The organism is Pseudomonas sp. BAV 4579, from assembly GCF_009765395.1.
Lineage (GTDB): Bacteria > Pseudomonadota > Gammaproteobacteria > Pseudomonadales > Pseudomonadaceae > Chryseomonas > Chryseomonas aestiva.
Genome location: NZ_WHOV01000024.1, coordinates 43,874 through 62,325, shown reverse-complemented (window position 1 = coordinate 62,325; position 18,452 = coordinate 43,874). Strand labels below are relative to the sequence as shown.

Annotated in this window: 19 protein-coding genes; 13 read left to right on the top strand and 6 right to left on the bottom strand. The window is 65.1% G+C overall.

The features are described 5' to 3' along the window. Positions 1-83: 83 nt before the first annotated feature. Complete coding sequence (locus tag GSQ95_RS07435) at positions 84-938, top strand: ATPase (protein WP_158889426.1); 855 nt, start codon at positions 84-86, stop codon at positions 936-938. On the opposite strand, the gene GSQ95_RS07430 is transcribed toward GSQ95_RS07435, so the two are convergent. Genes GSQ95_RS07430 through GSQ95_RS07415 form a run of 4 tightly spaced genes read right to left on the bottom strand, consistent with a single transcriptional unit; the run spans position 919 to position 5,541 of the window. Beyond that, positions 919-1,983 (bottom strand): ion transporter, encoded by a 1,065-nt coding sequence (locus GSQ95_RS07430; RefSeq protein WP_158889428.1) that lies wholly within the window; start codon positions 1,981-1,983, stop codon positions 919-921. The two genes, GSQ95_RS07435 and GSQ95_RS07430, sit on opposite strands and share 20 nt — an antisense overlap. Beyond that, complete coding sequence (locus tag GSQ95_RS07425) at positions 1,980-2,540, bottom strand: cob(I)yrinic acid a,c-diamide adenosyltransferase (protein ID WP_158889430.1); 561 nt, start codon at positions 2,538-2,540, stop codon at positions 1,980-1,982. The genes GSQ95_RS07430 and GSQ95_RS07425 overlap by 4 nt, the downstream gene beginning before the upstream one ends. A 21-nt stretch (positions 2,541-2,561) precedes the next feature. Then, positions 2,562-4,583 (bottom strand): HAMP domain-containing sensor histidine kinase, encoded by a 2,022-nt coding sequence (locus tag GSQ95_RS07420; protein WP_158889432.1) that lies wholly within the window; start codon positions 4,581-4,583, stop codon positions 2,562-2,564. Between the two features lie 43 nt (positions 4,584-4,626). Continuing rightward, a complete protein-coding gene (locus tag GSQ95_RS07415) occupies positions 4,627-5,541 on the bottom strand; it encodes a putative 2-dehydropantoate 2-reductase (protein ID WP_158889434.1) in 915 nt (304 codons plus the stop codon). Positions 5,542-5,665: 124 nt separating this feature from the next. On the opposite strand from GSQ95_RS07415, the gene GSQ95_RS07410 reads away from it, so the two are divergent. Both GSQ95_RS07410 and GSQ95_RS07405 read left to right on the top strand, forming a co-directional pair. After that, on the top strand, positions 5,666-6,145 hold the full coding sequence (locus GSQ95_RS07410; protein ID WP_133863011.1) for a YajQ family cyclic di-GMP-binding protein: 480 nt from the start codon (positions 5,666-5,668) through the stop codon (positions 6,143-6,145). A 104-nt stretch (positions 6,146-6,249) separates the two neighbouring features. Then, a complete protein-coding gene (locus GSQ95_RS07405; protein WP_372240035.1) occupies positions 6,250-7,086 on the top strand; it encodes a mechanosensitive ion channel family protein in 837 nt (278 codons plus the stop codon). A gap of 7 nt (positions 7,087-7,093) precedes the next feature. On the opposite strand, the gene GSQ95_RS07400 is transcribed toward GSQ95_RS07405, so the two are convergent. Further along, entirely contained in the window at positions 7,094-8,809 is a 1,716-nt protein-coding gene (locus GSQ95_RS07400) for an AmpG family muropeptide MFS transporter (RefSeq protein WP_158889438.1), read from the bottom strand. Positions 8,810-8,837: 28 nt separating this feature from the next. Beyond that, complete coding sequence (locus tag GSQ95_RS07395; RefSeq protein ID WP_158889440.1) at positions 8,838-9,176, bottom strand: MGMT family protein; 339 nt, start codon at positions 9,174-9,176, stop codon at positions 8,838-8,840. Positions 9,177-9,416: 240 nt separating this feature from the next. Between GSQ95_RS07395 and GSQ95_RS07390 the strand changes: the two genes are divergently transcribed. The 10 genes from GSQ95_RS07390 to pncB all read left to right on the top strand — a co-directional run bounded on the left by GSQ95_RS07390 (position 9,417) and on the right by pncB (position 18,344). Continuing rightward, a complete protein-coding gene (locus tag GSQ95_RS07390) occupies positions 9,417-10,424 on the top strand; it encodes a DUF481 domain-containing protein (protein ID WP_158889442.1) in 1,008 nt (335 codons plus the stop codon). Positions 10,425-10,575: 151 nt separating this feature from the next. Further along, a complete protein-coding gene (locus tag GSQ95_RS07385; protein WP_158889444.1) occupies positions 10,576-11,034 on the top strand; it encodes an FxsA family protein in 459 nt (152 codons plus the stop codon). A gap of 189 nt (positions 11,035-11,223) precedes the next feature. After that, positions 11,224-11,517, top strand: coding sequence for a co-chaperone GroES (locus GSQ95_RS07380; RefSeq protein ID WP_007161933.1), 294 nt, complete (start codon positions 11,224-11,226; stop codon positions 11,515-11,517). Between the two features lie 39 nt (positions 11,518-11,556). Then, the gene (gene groL, locus GSQ95_RS07375; protein ID WP_158889446.1) at positions 11,557-13,197 is read left to right on the top strand and encodes a chaperonin GroEL; all 1,641 of its coding nucleotides are present in this window, start codon (positions 11,557-11,559) and stop codon (positions 13,195-13,197) included. A gap of 175 nt (positions 13,198-13,372) precedes the next feature. After that, positions 13,373-14,047, top strand: coding sequence for a response regulator transcription factor (locus tag GSQ95_RS07370; protein WP_158889448.1), 675 nt, complete (start codon positions 13,373-13,375; stop codon positions 14,045-14,047). Between the two features lie 2 nt (positions 14,048-14,049). Further along, a complete protein-coding gene (locus tag GSQ95_RS07365; protein ID WP_158889450.1) occupies positions 14,050-15,339 on the top strand; it encodes a HAMP domain-containing sensor histidine kinase in 1,290 nt (429 codons plus the stop codon). Positions 15,340-15,430: 91 nt separating this feature from the next. Further along, a complete protein-coding gene (locus GSQ95_RS07360) occupies positions 15,431-16,117 on the top strand; it encodes a class I SAM-dependent methyltransferase (RefSeq protein WP_158889452.1) in 687 nt (228 codons plus the stop codon). A 27-nt stretch (positions 16,118-16,144) separates the two neighbouring features. After that, entirely contained in the window at positions 16,145-16,843 is a 699-nt protein-coding gene (locus tag GSQ95_RS07355) for a lipopolysaccharide kinase InaA family protein (protein WP_158889454.1), read from the top strand. Positions 16,844-16,866: 23 nt separating this feature from the next. Then, a complete protein-coding gene (locus GSQ95_RS07350; protein ID WP_178118347.1) occupies positions 16,867-17,058 on the top strand; it encodes a hypothetical protein in 192 nt (63 codons plus the stop codon). Between the two features lie 83 nt (positions 17,059-17,141). After that, positions 17,142-18,344: a nicotinate phosphoribosyltransferase gene (pncB, locus tag GSQ95_RS07345; protein WP_158889456.1), complete on the top strand. Its 1,203-nt coding sequence runs from the start codon at positions 17,142-17,144 to the stop codon at positions 18,342-18,344. The last annotated feature ends 108 nt before the right edge of the window (positions 18,345-18,452 follow it).

The following is an 18,452-nucleotide window of genomic DNA, read 5'->3' as shown; positions in this document are numbered from 1 at the left end:
GCGTGCCGGCTGCCTCGCGTCCATGGCGACGGCCGTTATACTGGCCGCGATTCCGTCTTCCTGCCTCTGCTCACAGGTCTGCCATGCGCAACGATCTTCTCGATGAAATGGATAACGTCCCGAGTCTGACCCCGGAGCGCGACGATCGCCGTCCCGGCAGTCGGCGTCCGGTCGAAGCCGAAGAGGTCTATCGCGAACCCGCTGCCGGTCACTCCCGCGCGGTACGCCGGGGGCCCTCCACCGCGCCGCTGTGGGTGCTGGTCGCGGCCCTGACCCTGGCCCTGGCCGGGGTCGCCTGGTGGAGTCATCAGCAACTGGTGCTGATGCAGGAACAGGTGGTGGCCACCCAGGAAAACTTCGCGCGCATCAGCGAAGACGCCCAGGGTCGGCTGAGGGATATCTCCGGCAAGCTGGTGGAGAGCGAATCCTCCGGCACCACCAGTCGCGAGGCCCTGCTGCTGCAGGTCAAGACGCTGCAGACCAAGGTCGCCGAACTTACCCGCCAGCAACAGGGGGTGACGGACAACCAGCAGGCCCAGGACAACCGCCTGCAGACGCTCTCCACCGCGGTGCAGACGGTGCAGACCGGCAGTGGCGAGGTGGATACCCGGCTCAAGGCCCTGGCCGAAGAGCAGGCCGCGCTGAAGAACGGCCTGGCGCAGACCGCCAGCCTGAGCGAGCAGGTGGCCAACCTCACCGCGCAGAACAAGGCGCTGCAGGCCGACATCGCCGCGCTGAAGAAACCCAGCGCCCAGAACCAGGCCCTGGGCGAGATGCAGCAGGACCTGCTGGTATTGCGCAGCGAACTGGACGCCCGCCCGGTGGGCCCGGACAGCAAGGAATTCGACGCCTTCCGCCTGCAGACCACCCGCAACATCACCACCCTGCAGACCCAGGTGCAGAATCTGCAGCAGCAGATCAGCGCCGGGGCGCGTTGATCGGATCGATCTCGCTGCGCTGCCATTCCTGCGGCCAGAGTTCGCCATCGAGCTGATCGAGCCGGCGCTGCAGGACCTTCTGCTTGAACACCTCGAGGATCTCCACCAGCACCTCGTCCAGGGCATTGTCCTGGGCGCCGCTGGGCAGACTCTGATCGAAGCCGTGATCGGCCAGGCGACTGGCCAGGGCGCGGAAGTCGCGGGTACGCAGACTGGCCGCCGCTTCCCGGACCAGGCCGTTGACGATATCGGTGAGCACCCCGTCCAGGGTGTCGGCCAGGCGCTCACCCATGGGCAGGCGCTTGAGCCGGGCCAGGTCGGGATTCTCGTCCAGGGCGCGCTGCACCACGTCGCCGACCAGGCGTTCCAGGGTGGCGCGATTCTGGCTGTAGCCCTGTTCCACCATCGCCTGGATGCGCAGCGCCATGCCGTCGATCAGCCGCTGCTTGCGCGGGCGGATGACGCGGTCGATCACGCTCTGGGAGAAGTCGTCGCGGGTATTGAGCTCGTCCTGCAATTCGCCGCAGATCTTGATCATCACCCGATCCGACAGGTCTTCCATGAGCAGCTGGTAGTAGTGGTTGAACAGCCGATAGGGCCGCCAGCCGCGCATATCGATCAGCCCCAGGCGCTGCAGGCGCAGGAGCAGCGAGACGATGCGCAGCGCCCGCAGCAGGCGGAAGCCGCCCAGGGGAATGCAGCCGAGTACGTCGTACCAGTGGATAAAGGGATAGTGGTACCACCGGGCATGGCGGCGCTCGACCACCGCCACCAGCCAGCCCAGCAGCACATCGGCGATGAAGAAGGCGACGAACACCAGGTCGATGTGGGTGAAGTGGGCATGGATGCGTTCGCCATAGAAGGCGTGGAAGCCGGGCAGCACGGCGGCCAGGGCCTGGTTGAGCGGTCCCAGGGCATAGAGGCTGTCGAACAGGATCAGCGCCAGGTTCACGCAGACCAGGATCAGGATCAGGCCGTCCCACAGCGCCAGCAGGCCCTCGTGGCGGCGCGGTGGTGGCGCGGCGGGTGCGGCCGGCGCGCTCATGGCCGTGCGGCCTGCCAGAGCACCTCGCTCACCCCCTGGCGCCGGGCGACGATGCGGGCGGCGACGAACAGCAGATCGGACAGCCGATTGAGATAGGGCAGGCCCTGGCCCTCCAGCGGCTCCACCGCGTGCAGGCTGCGGCAGCGCCGCTCGGCGCTGCGGGCCAGGGTGCGGCAGACATGGGCCTGGGCCACGGCGCGCGAGCCGCCGGGCAGGATGAAATTCTCCAGCGGCCCCAGCTCGGCGTTCCAGCGGTCGATGGCACCTTCCAGGCGCTCGATCTCCACCGGCTGCAGGGCGCGATAGCTGGGCATGGCCAGTTCGCCACCGAGGTCGAACAGCCGGTGCTGGCAGGGCGCCAGAAGGTCGCCTACCTCGGCCAGGCGGACGTCCTCGGCCAGCTCGGCGAGCAGCAGACCCAGGGCACTGTTGAGTTCATCGACCGCGCCGATGGCCTCGATGCGCGGATGGTCCTTGGGTACCCGGCTGCCGTCGGCCAGGCCGGTGTCGCCGGCGTCGCCCTGGCGGGTGTAGATCTCGGTAAGGCGAAAACCCATGGCGCAGCTCCTGATGAGGTTCTAGGCCGCGTCGAAGTCGGCCTGGATAAGGGGCAGGCGCAGGGTGAAGCAGGTCCCTATGCCGGGCGTGGAATGCACCTCCATCTGCCCCTTGTGGTTGTTGGTGATGATGAAGTACGACACCGACAGGCCCAGACCGGTGCCCTGGCCCACTTCCTTGGTGGTAAAGAAGGGCTCGAAGATGCGCTTGCAGATGTCTTCGGGGATACCGATGCCGTTGTCTTCCACCTGGATCTCCGCCCAGCCGCCGCGCAGCTTGGTGCGCAAGGTGATGCGGCCGTATTCGCCTTCTTCCTCGTCGTCGCGCAGGTGGATCGCTTGGGCGGCGTTCTTCAGCAGGTTGAGCAGCACCTGCTCCAGTTCGTTGCCGATCACCGGCACCGGCCCCAGCGCCGGATCGAATTCGCGGATGATCGACAGGGTGCGGAAGTCGAAGCCCTCGGCCAGGTCGAAGTCGTTGCCGGCGATCTCGATGGCCTGGTCGATCAGCGGCGGCAATTCGCTGGCTTCCATCTTGCGATTGCTGCGCCGGCTGAAGGCCAGCATGTGGCTGACGATCTTGGCCGCGCGGCTGCCGGCCTGGTGGATGCCGTCGAGCAGCCGCGGGATCTGCCGGCTTTCCAGGTAGCAATTCACCGCATTGAGCTCGACGCCGGATTCGGCGGCCTGCTCGAGATTCTTCGGCAACTCCGGCGACAGCCGCCGGCGGATGTTCTGCACGTTGTGCAGGATGGCGCCCAGGGGATTGTTGATCTCGTGGGCCATGCCGGCGGCCAGGCCGCCCACCGAGAGCATCTTTTCCGACTGCACCATCATCTCTTCCATGTTGAGGCGCTGGGTGATGTCGTCGATGCGGATCACCACGCCGCGCCCGGCGCCGCCCATCAGCGGGTAGAAGGTCAGGGTGTAGTGGCGCGGGGTGTCGGTCAGCGCCCAGGTCACCCGCTCCACCTTTTCCACTCGCAGCAATTCGGCGGTGCGACTCAGTTGCGGCAGGAACGGCTTGAGCGAGGGAAAGGCGAGAAACACCGGCTGGTTCAGGGCTTCGTCCAGCTGGGTGCCGGAGAGGTGGGTGGCTTCCTGGTTCCACTGAGTGACGTAGAACTGCTCGTCCACCGCGATCAGCGCCGAGGGCATGGAGTCGATGATGCTGTTGAGGTAGTTCTGGAAGCCGGTGAGCTTCTTCTCGATCTTGCCGCGGACCTGCACCTCCAGTTCCAGCTTGCGGTTGGAGCGGCGCGTCTCCTCGGCCAGGCTCTGGGCCTGCAGCACGGCGTACTGGGCGTCGTCGCGGGCGCGCTTGAGTTGCTGCTCGCGGCCCTGGATGCGGCCGAGCATGGTGTTGAAGGATTCCGCCAGGCGACCCAGTTCGTCCTCGCTGCCCTTGCTGGCGCGCAGCGAATAGTTTTCCTCGCGGGTCACCTGGCGGGAAAGTTCTTCCAGCTCGCGGATCGGCAGGGTGATGAGTCGCTTGATCTGCCGCGCCACCACCAGCCAGAGCAGGATGCTGAAGGTCAGGATCGCCAGGCTGGCGGTCAGGGTACCGCGGTAGAAGGCGCCCGGCAGTTCGCTGCTGGCCACCAGCAGCAGATGCCCGGGCGGGCCCTCGGGGCGCGGCAGTTCCACCAGCAGGTTGGTACGGAATTCCCGCAGGCGCCAGGTCTGCAGCTCTTCGAAGCGCGCGGGTACCTGCAGGCGATCGCCGTTGTGCAACTCGGCCAGGCGCTGGCCCTGGCTGTCGTAGACCGCGGCCAGGCGCAGCGGCGCATAGCCATCCAGCTGGCGCAACTGCACCTGGGCCGCTTCCGGCGAGGCCAGCACCTCGCGACTGAGCACCGGGCTGGCGAACAGCCGGCCCAGGGTCTGCAGCGCCTGGGGCGCCACGCTTTCCTGGGAGATCCAGTAGGCGGCACTGATGAAGGTCACGTTGGCCACCACCAGCACCGCGATCATCATCACCAGCAGGGCGGCCAGCAACTTGCGGCCGACCGGGAGATTCTTCAGGCGTTTGGCGAGGATCATGAGGCAGTCGCGGCAACAGGGAAGCGGGCAGGGTAGCCCGCAGCTAGTCCTCGGGCAATCCGCGCTCCGCGAGCCGGGTCCGCAACCGCTGCTGGAGGTCCGTCAGGTGCGGCACCGGCAGGCGCAGCCGTCCGGCGATCGGCAGGGCATGACCGAGCAGATGGCTCACCTCGGTACGCTGGCCGCGCTCCACATCCTGCAGCATCGAGGATCTGTTGTTGGCCGTGGCGGCGATCACCGCCTCGACCTCCTGCTGCAGCCCCTGGGCCGTCGGAGCGAGGCCCATGGCTTCCAGCAGGGCCGCGAGTTCGTCGCAGAGCGCTGCCACTTCCGCTGCGTGCTGGCGCAACTCGCCGTTGCGGCAGCGATGCAGCACGGTCAGCGGATTGATGGCGCAGTTGATCGCCAGCTTGCGCCACAGCCGGGCGTCGATGTCGTCGGTCCAGCGCACCGGGAAACCCAGCTGGGTAAGGGTGTCCAGCCAGGGCGGCGGGGTATGGCTGCCGAGCTGGTCACCGATCCAGATCTGCCCGGCGCCGGCCGCCACCACATGGAAGTCGGTCTCGCGATAGGCCCCCTCGGTGGTGCTGGCTCTCAGGCAGCGCGCCCGCGGCACCCGGGCGGCCACGGCATCCTGGCTGCCCAGGCCGTTCTGCAGCAGCAGGATCTCGGCCTCCGGTTCCAGCCGCGCGGCGACGCTGGCGATGGCTTCCTCGGCGTCATAGCTCTTGCAGGCGAGGATCAGCCGGCGGATCGGATTGCCGGCCTCGGGCGTCTCGGCCGGCAGCGGATAGAGACTGGTGGTGTCGCCTTCGCTGAGGTGCAGTCCGCCGCCGGCGCGATACTGCGCCAGGCGCGTACGGTCACGCAGGATCAGCCGGACCGGTTCGCCACCGCGAAACAGCCGCGCGGCCCAGAGCCCGCCGAGACTGCCGGCACCCAGTACGTGCCAGCTCACAACTGTGACTCCAGGGTGGATTCGCGGGGCATGGTTGGATTCCTGCAAGGCTAGGGTCAGTCGTTATAATGGTCGGTCATGCCGCAGCGTCAAGGCTGCCCCATCGCAACCGAGGAGAAAATCCATGCCTTCCTTCGACGTGGTATCGGAGCTGGACAAGCACGAAGTCACCAATGCCGTCGACAACGCCATCAAGGACCTTGATCGCCGCTACGACCTGCGCGGCAAGGGCAGCTTCGAAGCCAAGGACCTGACGGTGACCCTCACCGCCGATGCCGACTTCCAGCTCGAACAGATGCTGGAGATCCTCAAGGTCAACCTGGCCAAGCGGAAGATCGACGTCCAGTGCCTGGAGGTCAAGGATGCCTATGCGTCCGGCAAGTCCGTCAAGCAGGAGACCGTCCTGCGCGAGGGGATCGACAAGGAGCTGGCGAAGAAGATCGTCGCCCTGATCAAGGACAGCAAGATCAAGGTCCAGGCCGCCATCCAGGGCGAGCAGGTACGCATCACCGGCAAGAAGCGCGACGAATTGCAGGAGGTCATCGCCCTGCTGCGCGGCCAGTCCCTGGACATGCCGCTGCAATACCAGAACTTCCGCGATTGAGCTGACTCCCTTTAGGGTCGCCGCCGAGCGCGGCGGCATCTGACTGAAGAGGTAACAGGAGACGCCGTTTGGATATCGAAAACCAATACAACCACCTGCTGGCGATGACCGCGGGCTGGCTACCCATTGTCCTGCAGTACTCCGGCCGGGTGCTGCTGGCGCTGCTGACCCTGGCCATCGGCTGGTGGTTGATCAACAAGGTCTCGGCCAAGGCCAGCGGCCTGGCGGCCCACCATGGCGCCGACCCGGCGCTGCTGAGTTTCCTCGGCAGCCTGATCAGCATCATCCTCAAGATCCTGCTGGCGGTCAGCGCGGCGTCCATGATTGGCATCGCCACGACCTCCTTTGTCGCCATCATCGGCGCGGCCGGTCTGGCCGTGGGTCTGGCACTGCAGGGCAGCCTGTCGAATTTCGCCGGCGGTGTGCTGATCCTGACCTTCCGCCCCTTTCGCGTCGGTGAATTCATCGAAGCCCAGGGCGTAATGGGGACGGTGAATTCGATCCAGATCTTCCACACCATCCTGCTGACCGGGGACAACAAGACCGTCACCATCCCCAACGGCAATCTGTCCAACGGCATCATCACCAACTACTCGCGCCAGCCCAAGCGCAAGGTGATCTTCGATGTCGGCGTGGATTACGAAGCCGATCTGCAGAAGGGCCGCGAGGTGCTGCTGGCGCTGGCGGAAGACTCGCGGGTGCATCGGGATCCGGCCGCCGAAGTGGTGGTATCGGCCCTGGGCGACAGTGCCATCACCCTGTCGCTACGCTTCTGGACCGACAGCGGCGACTACTGGCCGCTGATGTTCATGCTCAACGAGCAGGTCCGCGACCGCCTGGGCGCGGTGGGTATCGGCATTCCCTTCCCGCAGCGAGTGGTGCACTTCGCCAACACTGCACCGGTCGCCGAGGCGCAGGGCGAGTCCAGCCCCGCCGCCTAGGTCCCGCTCAGCTCCCGCCGGTCTTGACGACGGCGGGATCGCGCCGCTGACGCAGCCAGAGCACCGCGATCAGCAGCAGCGTCGGCACCCCCATCAGCGCGGTCAGGGAGAAGAACGAGCTGTAGCCGACGTGCTCGACCATGGCCCCCGAGTAGCCGCCCAGCAGGCGCGGCAACAGCAGCATCAGCGAGCTGAGCATGGCGTACTGGGTGGCCGAGAATCTGAGGTTGGTCAGACTCGACAGATAGGCGACAAAGGCCGAGGTGGCCATGCCGCCGCTGACGTTGTCGGCGCAGATGGTGGCGATCAGCAGCGGCACGTTGGCGCCGGTGGAAGCGATCACCACGAACAGCAGGTTGGTCAGCGCCGAAGCGGCGCCACCGAGGAAAAGGATCGGCAGGATGCCTACCCGGGTGATCAGCACGCCGCCCAGGCCCGCGCCGAACAGGGTCATGAATACCCCGAAGATCTTGCTGACCCCGGCGATGGTTTCCTTGCTGTAGCCCACGTCGATATAGAAGACGCTAGCCATCACCCCCATGACCGTGTCGGACAGCCGATAGGTGGAGATCAGGCCGAGCAGCAGCAGCGCCTGCCACTGGTAGCGCTGGATGAATTCGGTGATGGGCGTCAGTACCGGTGCCATCAGCCGGCGCCCCGGCGCGGTGAGGCACAGCCAGACGATCAGGCCGTACATCAGACCGCGCGGCCAGTAGCCGCCGGCCAGGGCCGACAGGCCGCCGGTGGCGGCCACGATCAGCACGATCAGCAGGATCACCGAGACCATCTGGTGGACGAAGTCGAAGCGCGGCAGTTCTTCGGCATTGGCCGCATCGCGCAGCCGCAGGGGCTCGCGCATGCGGCGCATGAGATCGCTCAGGGGCTTGGAGCAGTAGCGGCCCCAGGGCGACAGGCAGCCGACGATGAACAGGCTGTAGAGCAGGGCGCGCGGCCAGGCCTGGGCGATGGCGGCATTGATGGCGGCGGGGATGGAGATCAGCATCACCAGCAGCAGGGCGACCGCCACCAGCTGGTGATTGAAGCCGAAGCGCGATTCCGCCATGGCCATGGGTGCCACCGGCTCGGGTTCGCGGATCAGCACGCTGGTCACCAGGCCCGGCAGCACCAGCAGGGCGAACAGCATGTAGGTGGTGGCCCAGGCGCTCTGGCTGTAGCCCAGGCGGGACGAGCCCAGCTCCTCGGCAAGAAACAGCGCGCCGGCGCTGGCCAGCAGGGCGGCGATGCGATAGCCGGTCATGTAGCAGGCGGCCAGGGCGGCCTGGCGATCGTCGTCGGCGATCTCCAGGCGATAGGCGTCCACGGCGATGTCCTGGGTGGCCGAGGCAAAGGCCACCAGCACGGCCAGGGCGATGAGTTGCTCCAGGTGCTGCTGCGGATTGCACAGCGCCATGCCGATCAGCCCCAGGCCCACCAGGATCTGCGACAGCACCAGCCAGGAGCGTCGCCGTCCGAGCTTGCCGATCAGCGGCAGCTTCCACAGGTCGAGCATGGGCGACCAGACCCACTTGAAGGCATAGGCCAGGCCGATCCAGCTGGCATAGCCGATGGTCTCGCGACTCACGCCCGCTTCGCGCAGCCAGACTGACAGGGTGGAAAACACCAGCATGGCCGGCAGGCCCGCGGCGAAACCCAGCAGCAGCAGGGCCAGGCAGGCCTTGGATTTATAGGTGGTGACGGCTTCTCGCCAGAAACGTGCAAACATGCCCTTGGGCTCGGAAAAAACGCGCACTCTACTCGACACTCTCAGCTGGATTCCACCGGTACCGACGCATGTCCACCCGGTCCTCGTGCAGCAGCACACCCTCGGCCCGCAACCGCTCGCGTTGCTCCCGGCCAGAGGGGCTGTCCTGGGTCAGGCTCGGCCGGCCGTCCGCCGCGATCACCCGATGCCAGGGCAGGGTACTGCCCTCCGGCAAGCGCCCCAGCACCCAGCCCACCCAGCGGGCTCCGCGACCGAGCCCGGCGAGTTCCGCCAACTGGCCGTAGCTGACCACCCGCCCCACGGGAATGGCGGCCAGGGCCAGGAAGACGGCCTGGCGACGGGATTCGAGGGGAGGGGGTGCACGCATGACGCCCTGCTGCTCCGGGGGAGAAGAGTGCCAGTGTGCCGAAAAGTTTGGTTACGGTGGTGCTGAAACGTGTCGAGCTGCCGCATTCTCCCAAGACGGCCGACCTTTGGGCAGTATTTCCGGAAACTTGCCTAACTTTTACCCGGGAGTGGTTGCGCGAGCCTCTGGCACCCGGATAATCGCGCCCCTCTCGTTTCGTTACCTTTCCACCCAAGTCCACCCAAAGGTGTCCTGGTGCCCATGCGTTTTCGATTGCTCTCCTCGCTCGCGCTGTTGTCACTCGCCTCCTTCGCCCATGCCGACACCGTCTGGCTCAAGAATGGCGATCGTCTGACCGGAACCATCAAGCTGCTGGACAGCAAGAAGCTGCTCCTGCAGACCGAATACGGCGGCAACATTCCCCTGTCCTGGGACAAGATCAAGACGCTGCAGCGTGACCAGCCCGTCATCGTCCAGCGCGGCAAGTACGAACCCGATTTCCCGGTGGAAAGCCTCAAGCCGGCCGACGACGGCCAGGTGGTGGTCACCACCACCGATGGCCAGCAGACCGTCCCCCTGGCCAGCATCACCCAGATCGTGCCGCCGCGGCCCTTCCTGCGCGACTTTGCCTGGAAAGGCAACATCGACGCCGGCCTGGACTACATCAGCTCGTCCGAGGACAGCCAGAAGTACGACATCGACTTCAAGACCCAGGCGCGGCACGGCATGTGGCGGCACAACGCCAACGGCAGCTACGACCGCTACAAGGCCAACGACACCGTCTCGACCAACAAGTACGATCTGCAATACGCCCTGGATCGCTTCTTCGACGAGAAATTCTTCTGGCAGGGCCGCGCCGAATACAAGCGCGACTGGATCCAGGCGCTGGCCAAGCAGCGGACCCTGGGTACCGGTCCCGGTTACCAGTTCTGGGACAACGAACTGGGCGCCTTCTCGCTCACCGGGCTGCTCAACGACAATCGCTACCAGTATGCGGACGGCGGCTCCGACCAGTTCCTCTCGGCGAGCGTGAAGTGGGACTACAACCGCTATCTGTACGGTCAGACCATCCAGTTCTTCACCACAGGTGAACTGGGTCGGCCGCTGGACAACACCGCCAACTTCACCTTCGATGGCGATGTCGGCCTGAGATACAAGGTGACCAACTGGGCGTCGCTGAACCTCAAGGCGTCCAAGGAATTGACCAGCGGTGCCGAGGGCAACGTCAACCAGACCGAGTACACCGCCGGCGTCGGCGTGTCCTGGTAACCCGATATTTCCCTGACCCTGGGCAACCCCCTCAAGGCCGCGACTTTCGCGGCCTTGTCGTTTGTGCCGGGCGCCTGGCGGCGACCTTGAAATCGGCTCGGCCGCCTCCATCTCCTGTCTTTCAACCGGCTTCCACCGTGAAGGACCTGAGATGCGCGTGACCGCCTTACTCTTCTTGCTGTTCCCCTTTGTGGAACTGGCCGTACTCATCAAGATCGGCGGCGAAATCGGCGTGCTCGCCACCTTCGCCCTGCTGCTGCTGAGCTTTCTGGTCGGCGTCGCCCTGCTGCGTGTCGCCGGCTTCACCACCCTCTGGCGCATCCGCATGCGCCTGGCCCAGGGGCAGATGCCGGAGCAGGAAGTCATCCAGGGCCTGACCCTGGCGATCGCCGGCGCTCTGCTGATCTTTCCGGGCTTCATCAGCGACGTTCTGGCGCTCGTCTGCCTCTTGCCGGTGACCCGCAAGGCCCTGTTGGGCGCGGTGATCGGCCGGGTGACCCGGCGCAATCCCGGTGCCCAGGGCTATCAGCCGGGCGCCGGTCAGGGCGCGCCTCATCGCCCCGAGGTGATCGAGGGTGAAGTGGTGCACCGCGACGAGCAAAAACGCTAAAAATTTTGCCCTCCGCCCTTGAAATGCTTGGCGACAACCTCATGTAGCGGACACCGCAAGGTTGTCGCCGCAAGGCGAGCAGGTTTCGCGTCCTGTCATGCACGGGGCGCACCCGGCGCAGCCGGTAAAAACAAACTGCCGATGCAGTCATCGGCGCTGGAAACACTTAGAACTTTGGGAGATACGACAATGGCGCTTCGTCCTCTGCATGATCGCGTTGTGATTCGTCGCAGCGAAGAAGAGACCAAATCCGCTGGCGGCATCGTGCTGCCGGGCTCGGCTGCCGAAAAGCCGAACCGCGGTGAAGTGGTTGCCGTAGGCACTGGACGCGTGCTGGACAACGGCGACGTCCGTGCTCCGGCGGTGAAAGTGGGTGACAAGGTGGTTTTCGGTCCCTATTCCGGCAGCAACGCCATCAAGGTCGATGGCGAAGAACTGCTGGTGATGGCTGAGTCCGAAATCCTGGCCGTTATCGAAGGCTGATTCCCGCTCACTTTTCGAATTTCTTAGAGGAAACAGAACATGGCTGCAAAAGACGTCAAATTCGGTGATTCCGCGCGCAAGAAGCTGCTGACCGGTGTCAACACCCTGGCCGACGCGGTCAAGGCCACCCTGGGCCCGAAAGGCCGTAACGTGGTTCTGGAGCGTAGCTTCGGTGCTCCCCTGATCACCAAGGACGGCGTGTCCGTCGCCAAGGAGATCGAGCTCAAGGATCGCATCGAGAACATCGGCGCCCAGCTGGTGAAAGACGTGGCCTCCAAGGCCAACGACGCTGCCGGCGACGGCACCACCACCGCCACCGTGCTGGCCCAGGCCATCGTCACCGAAGGCCTGAAGTCCGTGGCCGCCGGCCTGAACCCGATGGATCTGAAGCGCGGCATCGACAAGGCCACCGCTGCCGTCGTCGCCGAGCTGAAGAACCTGTCCAAGCCCTGCGCCGACAGCAAGGCCATCGCCCAGGTAGGCACCATCTCCGCCAACTCCGACGAAAGCATCGGCAACATCATTGCCGAAGCCATGGAGAAGGTTGGCAAGGAAGGCGTCATCACCGTTGAAGAAGGCTCGGGCCTGGAAAACGAACTGTCCGTCGTCGAAGGCATGCAGTTCGACCGTGGCTACCTGTCGCCCTACTTCATCAACAAGCCCGACACCATGTCGGCCGAGCTGGACAGCCCGCTGCTGCTGCTGGTCGACAAGAAGATCTCCAACATCCGCGAACTGCTGCCGGTGCTGGAATCTGTCGCCAAGGCCGGTCGCCCGCTGCTGATCGTCGCCGAAGACGTCGAAGGCGAAGCCCTGGCCACCCTGGTGGTCAATAACATGCGCGGTATCGTCAAGGTCGCTGCCGTCAAGGCGCCGGGCTTCGGTGATCGTCGCAAGGCCATGCTGCAGGACATCGCCATCCTGACCGGCGGTACCGTCATCTCCGAAGAAGTCGGTCTGAGCCTGGAAAACACCACCCTGGAGCACCTGGGTCAAGCCAAGCGTGTGGTCCTGAACAAGGAAAACACCACCGTCATCGACGGCGCTGGCGTGGAAGTCGACATCCAGGCCCGCATCAAGCAGATCCGTGCCCAGGTCGAAGAAACCTCTTCCGACTACGACAAAGAGAAGCTGCAAGAGCGTCTGGCCAAGCTGGCCGGCGGTGTTGCCGTGATCAAGGTTGGCGCTGCCACCGAAGTCGAGATGAAAGAGAAGAAAGCCCGCGTTGAAGACGCCCTGCACGCTACCCGCGCTGCCGTGGAAGAAGGCGTGGTGCCTGGCGGCGGTGTCGCCCTGGTGCGTGCCCTGGACGCGCTGAAGGACCTGAAAGGCATCAACGAAGAGCAGAACGCCGGTATCAACATCCTGCGTCGCGCCGTCGAAGCCCCGCTGCGCCAAATCGTGGCCAACGCCGGTGACGAAGCCTCCGTCGTGCTGGACAAGGTCAAGCAGGGCAGCGGCAACTACGGCTACAACGCCGCCACCGGCGAATACGGCGACATGCTGGAATTCGGCATCATCGACCCGGCCAAGGTGACCCGCAGCGCGCTGCAGGCCGCTTCCTCCATCGCCGGTCTGCTGATCACCACCGAAGCCATCGTGGCCGAGCTGCCGAAAGACGACTCCGCCCCGGCCATGCCCGACATGGGCGGCATGGGTGGCATGGGCGGCATGATGTAATACCCGCTCCGGCCCCCGGGCCGAGCCCAACCCCGGTGCTCCTCGCGGACACCGGGGTTTTTTATGGCCGGTCGCCGGCCCGCCCGCGCTGGTCGAGGCCGCCGGGGCCGGTTAGGCTCTGTGCCGAACAGACGACAACGAGGCCCGCGGCGGGCTCGGGCAAGAGGTCAGCGACATGCGTATTTTGGTGGTGGAAGACAACCGCGACATCCTCAGCAATCTGCTGGACTACCTCAGCCTCAAGGGCTACAGCGTGGATTGCGCCCAGGATGGTCTGTCAGGGCTGCATCTGGCCGCAACCGAGCACTATGACCTGCTGATCCTCGACATCATGCTGCCCGGCATCGATGGCTATACCCTCTGCCAGCGGTTGCGCCAGGATGCCCGCCGCGACACCCCGGTGATCATGCTCACCGCCCGCGATCAACTCGACGATCGCCTGGAAGGCTTTCGCTCCGGCGCCGATGACTATCTGGTCAAGCCCTTCGCCCTGTCCGAACTGGCCGCTCGCGTCGAGGCGGTGATGCGTCGGACCAAGGGTGGCGGGCGGCGGCAGCTGCAGGTCGCGGATCTCAGCTATGACCTCGATACCCTGGAGGTCAGTCGCGCCGGCAAGGCGCTCAAGCTCAATCCCATCGGCCTCAAGATTCTCGCCCTGCTGATGCAGAAGTCGCCCCACGTGGTGCGGCGCGAGGTGCTGGAGGAAGCGGTATGGGGCGAGGACTACCCTGATAGCGACAGCCTGCGCAGCCACGTCCACCAGTTGCGCCAGGTGATCGACAAGCCCTTCGAGCAGCCGCTGCTGCGCACCATTCACGGGGTGGGCTACAAACTGGTCGAGCAGGACTAGCCATGGAATATCACCTGAGCCTGTCGCGGCGGATCGTCATCGCCTTCGTGCTGATGACCTTTCTGGTGGGTGGCGTCTTTGCCCTGGGGATCGTCGCCGCGGTGCATACGGTCGAGGAACGCCTGATCTCCACCGATCTGCACAATGAACTGGAGCGCATGGTGCAGCGCGACATGAAGCGCGGCGGCCAGCCGGTGCTGGACCCGGACATGCGCCTGTATTTCGTGCCCCTCGCCGAGGTGGCACAGCTGCCGGCGCACCTGCGCGAGCTGCCGGCCGGCTTCAGTGAAGTGGAAGAGGACCAGCAGTACTTCTATGCCTATGTGGCCGAGTTGGAGGGCAACCACTTCGTCCTGCTGCAGAACCAGAGCGATTTCGAGGCGCGCGAACGCCTGCTCTACAAGGTGGTGCTGGTCGGCTTCCTGATCAGCGTGGCCCTGGCCTGGCTGCTGGGCTGGGCCCTGGCGCGGCGGGTGATCGCCCCGGTGGTACGGCTGGCGCGTCAGGTGCGCCGGCGTGACCAGTTGCTCGATGTAACCCCGCCCCTGGCGCCGGACTATGCCAAGGACGAGGTCGGCGAGCTGGCCGGGGCCTTCGACGATGCCCTGGAGCGCCTGCGTGCTGCCCTGATCCGGGAACGGCTGTTCACCAGTGACGTCAGCCACGAATTGCGTACTCCATTGATGGTGATCAATTCCTCCTGCGAACTGCTTGAGGCCACGCCGGATCTGCCAGCGCGGGCGAAGGGTCCGCTGGAACGGATGACCCGTGCGGCGCGGGAGATGCAGGAACTGGTGCAGACCTTTCTGGCCCTGGCGCGCAACCAGGGCGACAACGACACCCAGGCCCCGCGGGCCAGTCTGGCCGACGTGGCACGGCGGCAGACCCAGGAGTGGCAGGCGGCGGTGGAAGCCAAGGGCCTGCAGTGGCGGCTGAGCGTGGCGCCGGGGGCTGATCGGGCGCTCTGGCATGAGCCCTTTCTGCGCTCGGTGATGAGCAATCTGCTGCGCAATGCGCTGCATTACACCGAGCGCGGTTACATCGGCCTGCACGTGGGTACGGCAGGCTTCGCGGTGGAAGACAGCGGCGTCGGCATCCCCGAGGAGCAGCGCGAGGCGATGTTCCAGCCCTTCGTGCGGGGCGCTGAAGGGCGCGGCGAGGGCCTCGGACTGGGCCTGTCGCTGGTGCGCAGGATCTGCCAGTTGCAGGGCTGGCACGTGACCCTGGGTGACAGCGCGGCGGGCGGTTGCCGCTTCGAGATAGCACTCGGCACCGACAGACTAGCGGACTGAGGTTACAGAAATTTCACAAAGGCTTGACCGGGGTTTGACAGTGGCCCGGGTAGGGTGGCGGCACTTCTCCACTCCCTCAGGAGCCGCCCCTGTGAAAGCGCCCATCGACCTGCCCTTTTCGCAAAAGTACGACGCCGACCACGCCCGCCAGTATTACCTGAAGCATCAGGACGGTCTGGCCCGGCGTCTGTCCAACTGGCGCGACCAGCAACTGGCGCGGCAGGCCCTGAGCATCGCCGGCCAGCCCAATCTGGTGTTGGATCTGCCCAGTGGCGCAGGGCGCTTCTGGCCGCTGCTGGCGGAAAAGCGCAATCGCCTGATCATCGGTGCCGATTACTCGGAAAACATGCTGGCCACCGCTCGTGCACAGCAGCCCGCGGACGTCGTGGCCCGGGTGAAGACCCTACAGACGTCGGCTTTCGCTATCGACCTGTCCGACAATTCTGTAGATTGCATCTACTGTATGCGCTTGTTTCACCATGTGGGCGAATCGGCGGACCGACTGGCACTGCTGCAGGAGTTCCACCGGGTGACCCGCGACAGCGTCATCCTGTCGTTGTGGGTGGATGGCAACTTCAAGGCCTGGCGGCGTCAGGCGCTGGAGCGCCGTCGCAAGGCCCAGGGCCGCGACCGTGGCGGTTATCAGAACAGATTCATCGTCGAGCGCAGCCAATTCGAGGCGGAGGTCGCCCAGGCCGGCTTCGTCGTCGACCGCGCCCTGGATTTCCTGCCGGGCTATGCCATGTGGCGGGTCTATGTCCTGCGCAAGGCCAATTGAAGCTATCTAGAATAAGAGAGGCAGCTGATGGGAGCCGTACCGCAAGGCGAAGAGCGTTTCGATCGCTGGTGGAACACCGCGGGTGACTGGGTGGAAGCCCCCAACGTCCGCCGCGGTGGCGAAAGCGGTGTTCAGCGCCTGCAGCTGCCCGACGGTACCCTGGCCTACGTCAAGCGCCAGGTCGGCCATCTCTATCGCAGTCCGCGTCATCCCCTCGGGCGTCCCACCGCCCTACGCGAGCGCGATGCGCTGATCGCCTTTCGCGACCTGGGCATTCAGGTTCCCGAACTACTGTTCTGCGATGCCCGGCATGCCCAGGGCGGCTGGCGCGCGCTACTGGTGAGCGCCGCCCTGGAAGGCTATCAGGACCTCGATCAGTGGTACGCCGAAGGTGGCGGCCAGTCTCTCAGCGAAGCCGAGCACGAGCGCTTCCTGACCACCCTGGGCGAGGTGCTGGCGCGCATGCATCGGCACCGCTGGCAACACGGTTGCCTCTATCCCAAGCACATCTTCGTCGCCGAGCGGGTTGGCCCTCACGGCAAGGAATTCTCCGTCGCCCTGCTCGATCTGGAGAAATGTCGCCAGCGCATCGGCATAGACACGGCCGCCCGTCGGGATATGCTGCAATTACGCCGCCATTCGTCGTGGAATGCTGCGCAATGGCGAACTCTCCTCTACGTTTACCAACAGGCGTTGGGACGGAAGATCAGAGGGTTAGAGCCATGATTTCACAAATTACTCGAGGTTTGTTGATCGCGGCTTTCTGCGGGGTCACCACGTTGGCCTATGCGAGCTGGCTGCGGCCGGCCGCGGTGGTGGTCGGCAGTGAAAGCCTCGAGTATTGCCAGACGCCAGTGGCGCGCAGCCTGACCACCTCCAGCACCGGTAGCCAGGACCTGCTGCTGTTTCTCTTCGGCATGACCCAGACCCACAACCGCTAGGCCCTCGGGCGGTCAAGCGCCTTTCGCTTCCTCGGCAAGTTGGGCATCCTGTCGTCTGACTTCTAGCTGCCGAGCCCCCGCCGATGATGGCCGATAGTTTTTCCGAGCAGGCCGTGCAAAGCCTGCTGGACACCGACTTCTACAAGCTCACCATGATGCAGGCCGTCCTGCACAACTATCCCAATGCGGAAGTCGAGTGGGCCTTTCGCTGCCGCAACGACGAAGACCTGCGGCCCTATCACGCGGCCATCCAGGCCGAGATCGATGCCCTCGCCGATGTCGCCATCAGCGACAGTCAGCTGGCCTTTCTCGAGCGCATCCCCTTCATCACCCCGGACTTCATCCGCTTCCTGCGGCTGTTTCGCTTCAATCCGTCCTATGTGTTCCTGGGCGAGGAAGAAGGGCGCTTCACCCTGACCCTGAAAGGTCCCTGGCTGCACCTGATCCTGTTCGAGGTGCCGATCCTGGCGTTGATCAGCGAGGTGCGCAATCGCCAGCGCCATGCCGATCTGCCGCTGCAGGTGGCGCGGGATCAGCTCTATCGCAAGTTCGACTGGCTGGCACGAGAAGCGGGTGCCGATGAACTGGCCGAGTTCAAGATGGCCGATTTCGGCACCCGGCGGCGCTTCTCCTATGGGGTGCAGGAGATGGTGGTGCGCAGCCTGAGGGACGACTTCCCCGGTCGCTTCGTCGGCACCAGCAACGTGCACCTGGCCTGGAAGCTGGACGTCGCACCCCTGGGCACCATGGCTCACGAGTGGCTGATGGCGCACCAGCAACTGGGGCCGCGACTGATCGACAGCCAGATCTCCGCCCTCGACTGCTGGGTGCGCGAGTATCGCGGTCAGCTCGGTATCGCCCTGACCGACACCATCACCATGGATGCCTTCCTGCGCGATTTCGATCTCTACTTCGCCAAGCTGTTCGACGGCCTGCGGCATGACAGCGGCGATCCCCTGCAGTGGGCGGAAAAGGCCATCGCCCACTACCAGCAGCTGGGCATAGATCCCTTGACCAAGACCCTGGTGTTCTCCGATTCGCTCAACCTGGAAAAGGCCCTGGCGCTGTTTCGCGCCCTGCGCGAGCGGATCAACGTGAGCTTCGGCATCGGCACCCACTTCACCTGCGATATCCCCGGGGTGCAGCCGATGAATATGGTGCTCAAGATGAGTCGCTGCAACGGCCAGCCAGTGGCCAAGATCTCCGACGCCCCGGGCAAGGCCCAGGGCGGCGAGCCGGACTTCCTGCACTATCTGCGGCACGTCTTCCAGGTCAACAGCGCCTAGATACGGTCAGCTCTCAGAGCCTTTTTATAATCTCGTGAGCTAGAGACAAACAAGGCGAAAAGGCTTGAGGAAGCGGAGTTTACGAGTGGTAAATGAGCATTCCGAAAG

Coding starts and splice junctions, on each gene's coding strand:
- GSQ95_RS07390 (WP_158889442.1), top strand. CDS start 9,417: ATGCGTTTTCGATTGCTCTCCTCGCTCGCGCTGTTGTCACTCGCCTCC.
- GSQ95_RS07370 (WP_158889448.1), top strand. CDS start 13,373: ATGCGTATTTTGGTGGTGGAAGACAACCGCGACATCCTCAGCAATCTG.
- GSQ95_RS07420 (WP_158889432.1), bottom strand. CDS start 4,583: ATGATCCTCGCCAAACGCCTGAAGAATCTCCCGGTCGGCCGCAAGTTG.
- GSQ95_RS07410 (WP_133863011.1), top strand. CDS start 5,666: ATGCCTTCCTTCGACGTGGTATCGGAGCTGGACAAGCACGAAGTCACC.
- GSQ95_RS07425 (WP_158889430.1), bottom strand. CDS start 2,540: ATGGGTTTTCGCCTTACCGAGATCTACACCCGCCAGGGCGACGCCGGC.
- pncB (WP_158889456.1), top strand. CDS start 17,142: ATGATGGCCGATAGTTTTTCCGAGCAGGCCGTGCAAAGCCTGCTGGAC.
- GSQ95_RS07385 (WP_158889444.1), top strand. CDS start 10,576: ATGCGCGTGACCGCCTTACTCTTCTTGCTGTTCCCCTTTGTGGAACTG.
- GSQ95_RS07395 (WP_158889440.1), bottom strand. CDS start 9,176: ATGCGTGCACCCCCTCCCCTCGAATCCCGTCGCCAGGCCGTCTTCCTG.
- GSQ95_RS07355 (WP_158889454.1), top strand. CDS start 16,145: ATGGGAGCCGTACCGCAAGGCGAAGAGCGTTTCGATCGCTGGTGGAAC.
- GSQ95_RS07400 (WP_158889438.1), bottom strand. CDS start 8,809: ATGTTTGCACGTTTCTGGCGAGAAGCCGTCACCACCTATAAATCCAAG.
- GSQ95_RS07380 (WP_007161933.1), top strand. CDS start 11,224: ATGGCGCTTCGTCCTCTGCATGATCGCGTTGTGATTCGTCGCAGCGAA.
- GSQ95_RS07435 (WP_158889426.1), top strand. CDS start 84: ATGCGCAACGATCTTCTCGATGAAATGGATAACGTCCCGAGTCTGACC.
- GSQ95_RS07405 (WP_372240035.1), top strand. CDS start 6,250: ATGACCGCGGGCTGGCTACCCATTGTCCTGCAGTACTCCGGCCGGGTG.
- GSQ95_RS07430 (WP_158889428.1), bottom strand. CDS start 1,983: ATGAGCGCGCCGGCCGCACCCGCCGCGCCACCACCGCGCCGCCACGAG.
- groL (WP_158889446.1), top strand. CDS start 11,557: ATGGCTGCAAAAGACGTCAAATTCGGTGATTCCGCGCGCAAGAAGCTG.
- GSQ95_RS07365 (WP_158889450.1), top strand. CDS start 14,050: ATGGAATATCACCTGAGCCTGTCGCGGCGGATCGTCATCGCCTTCGTG.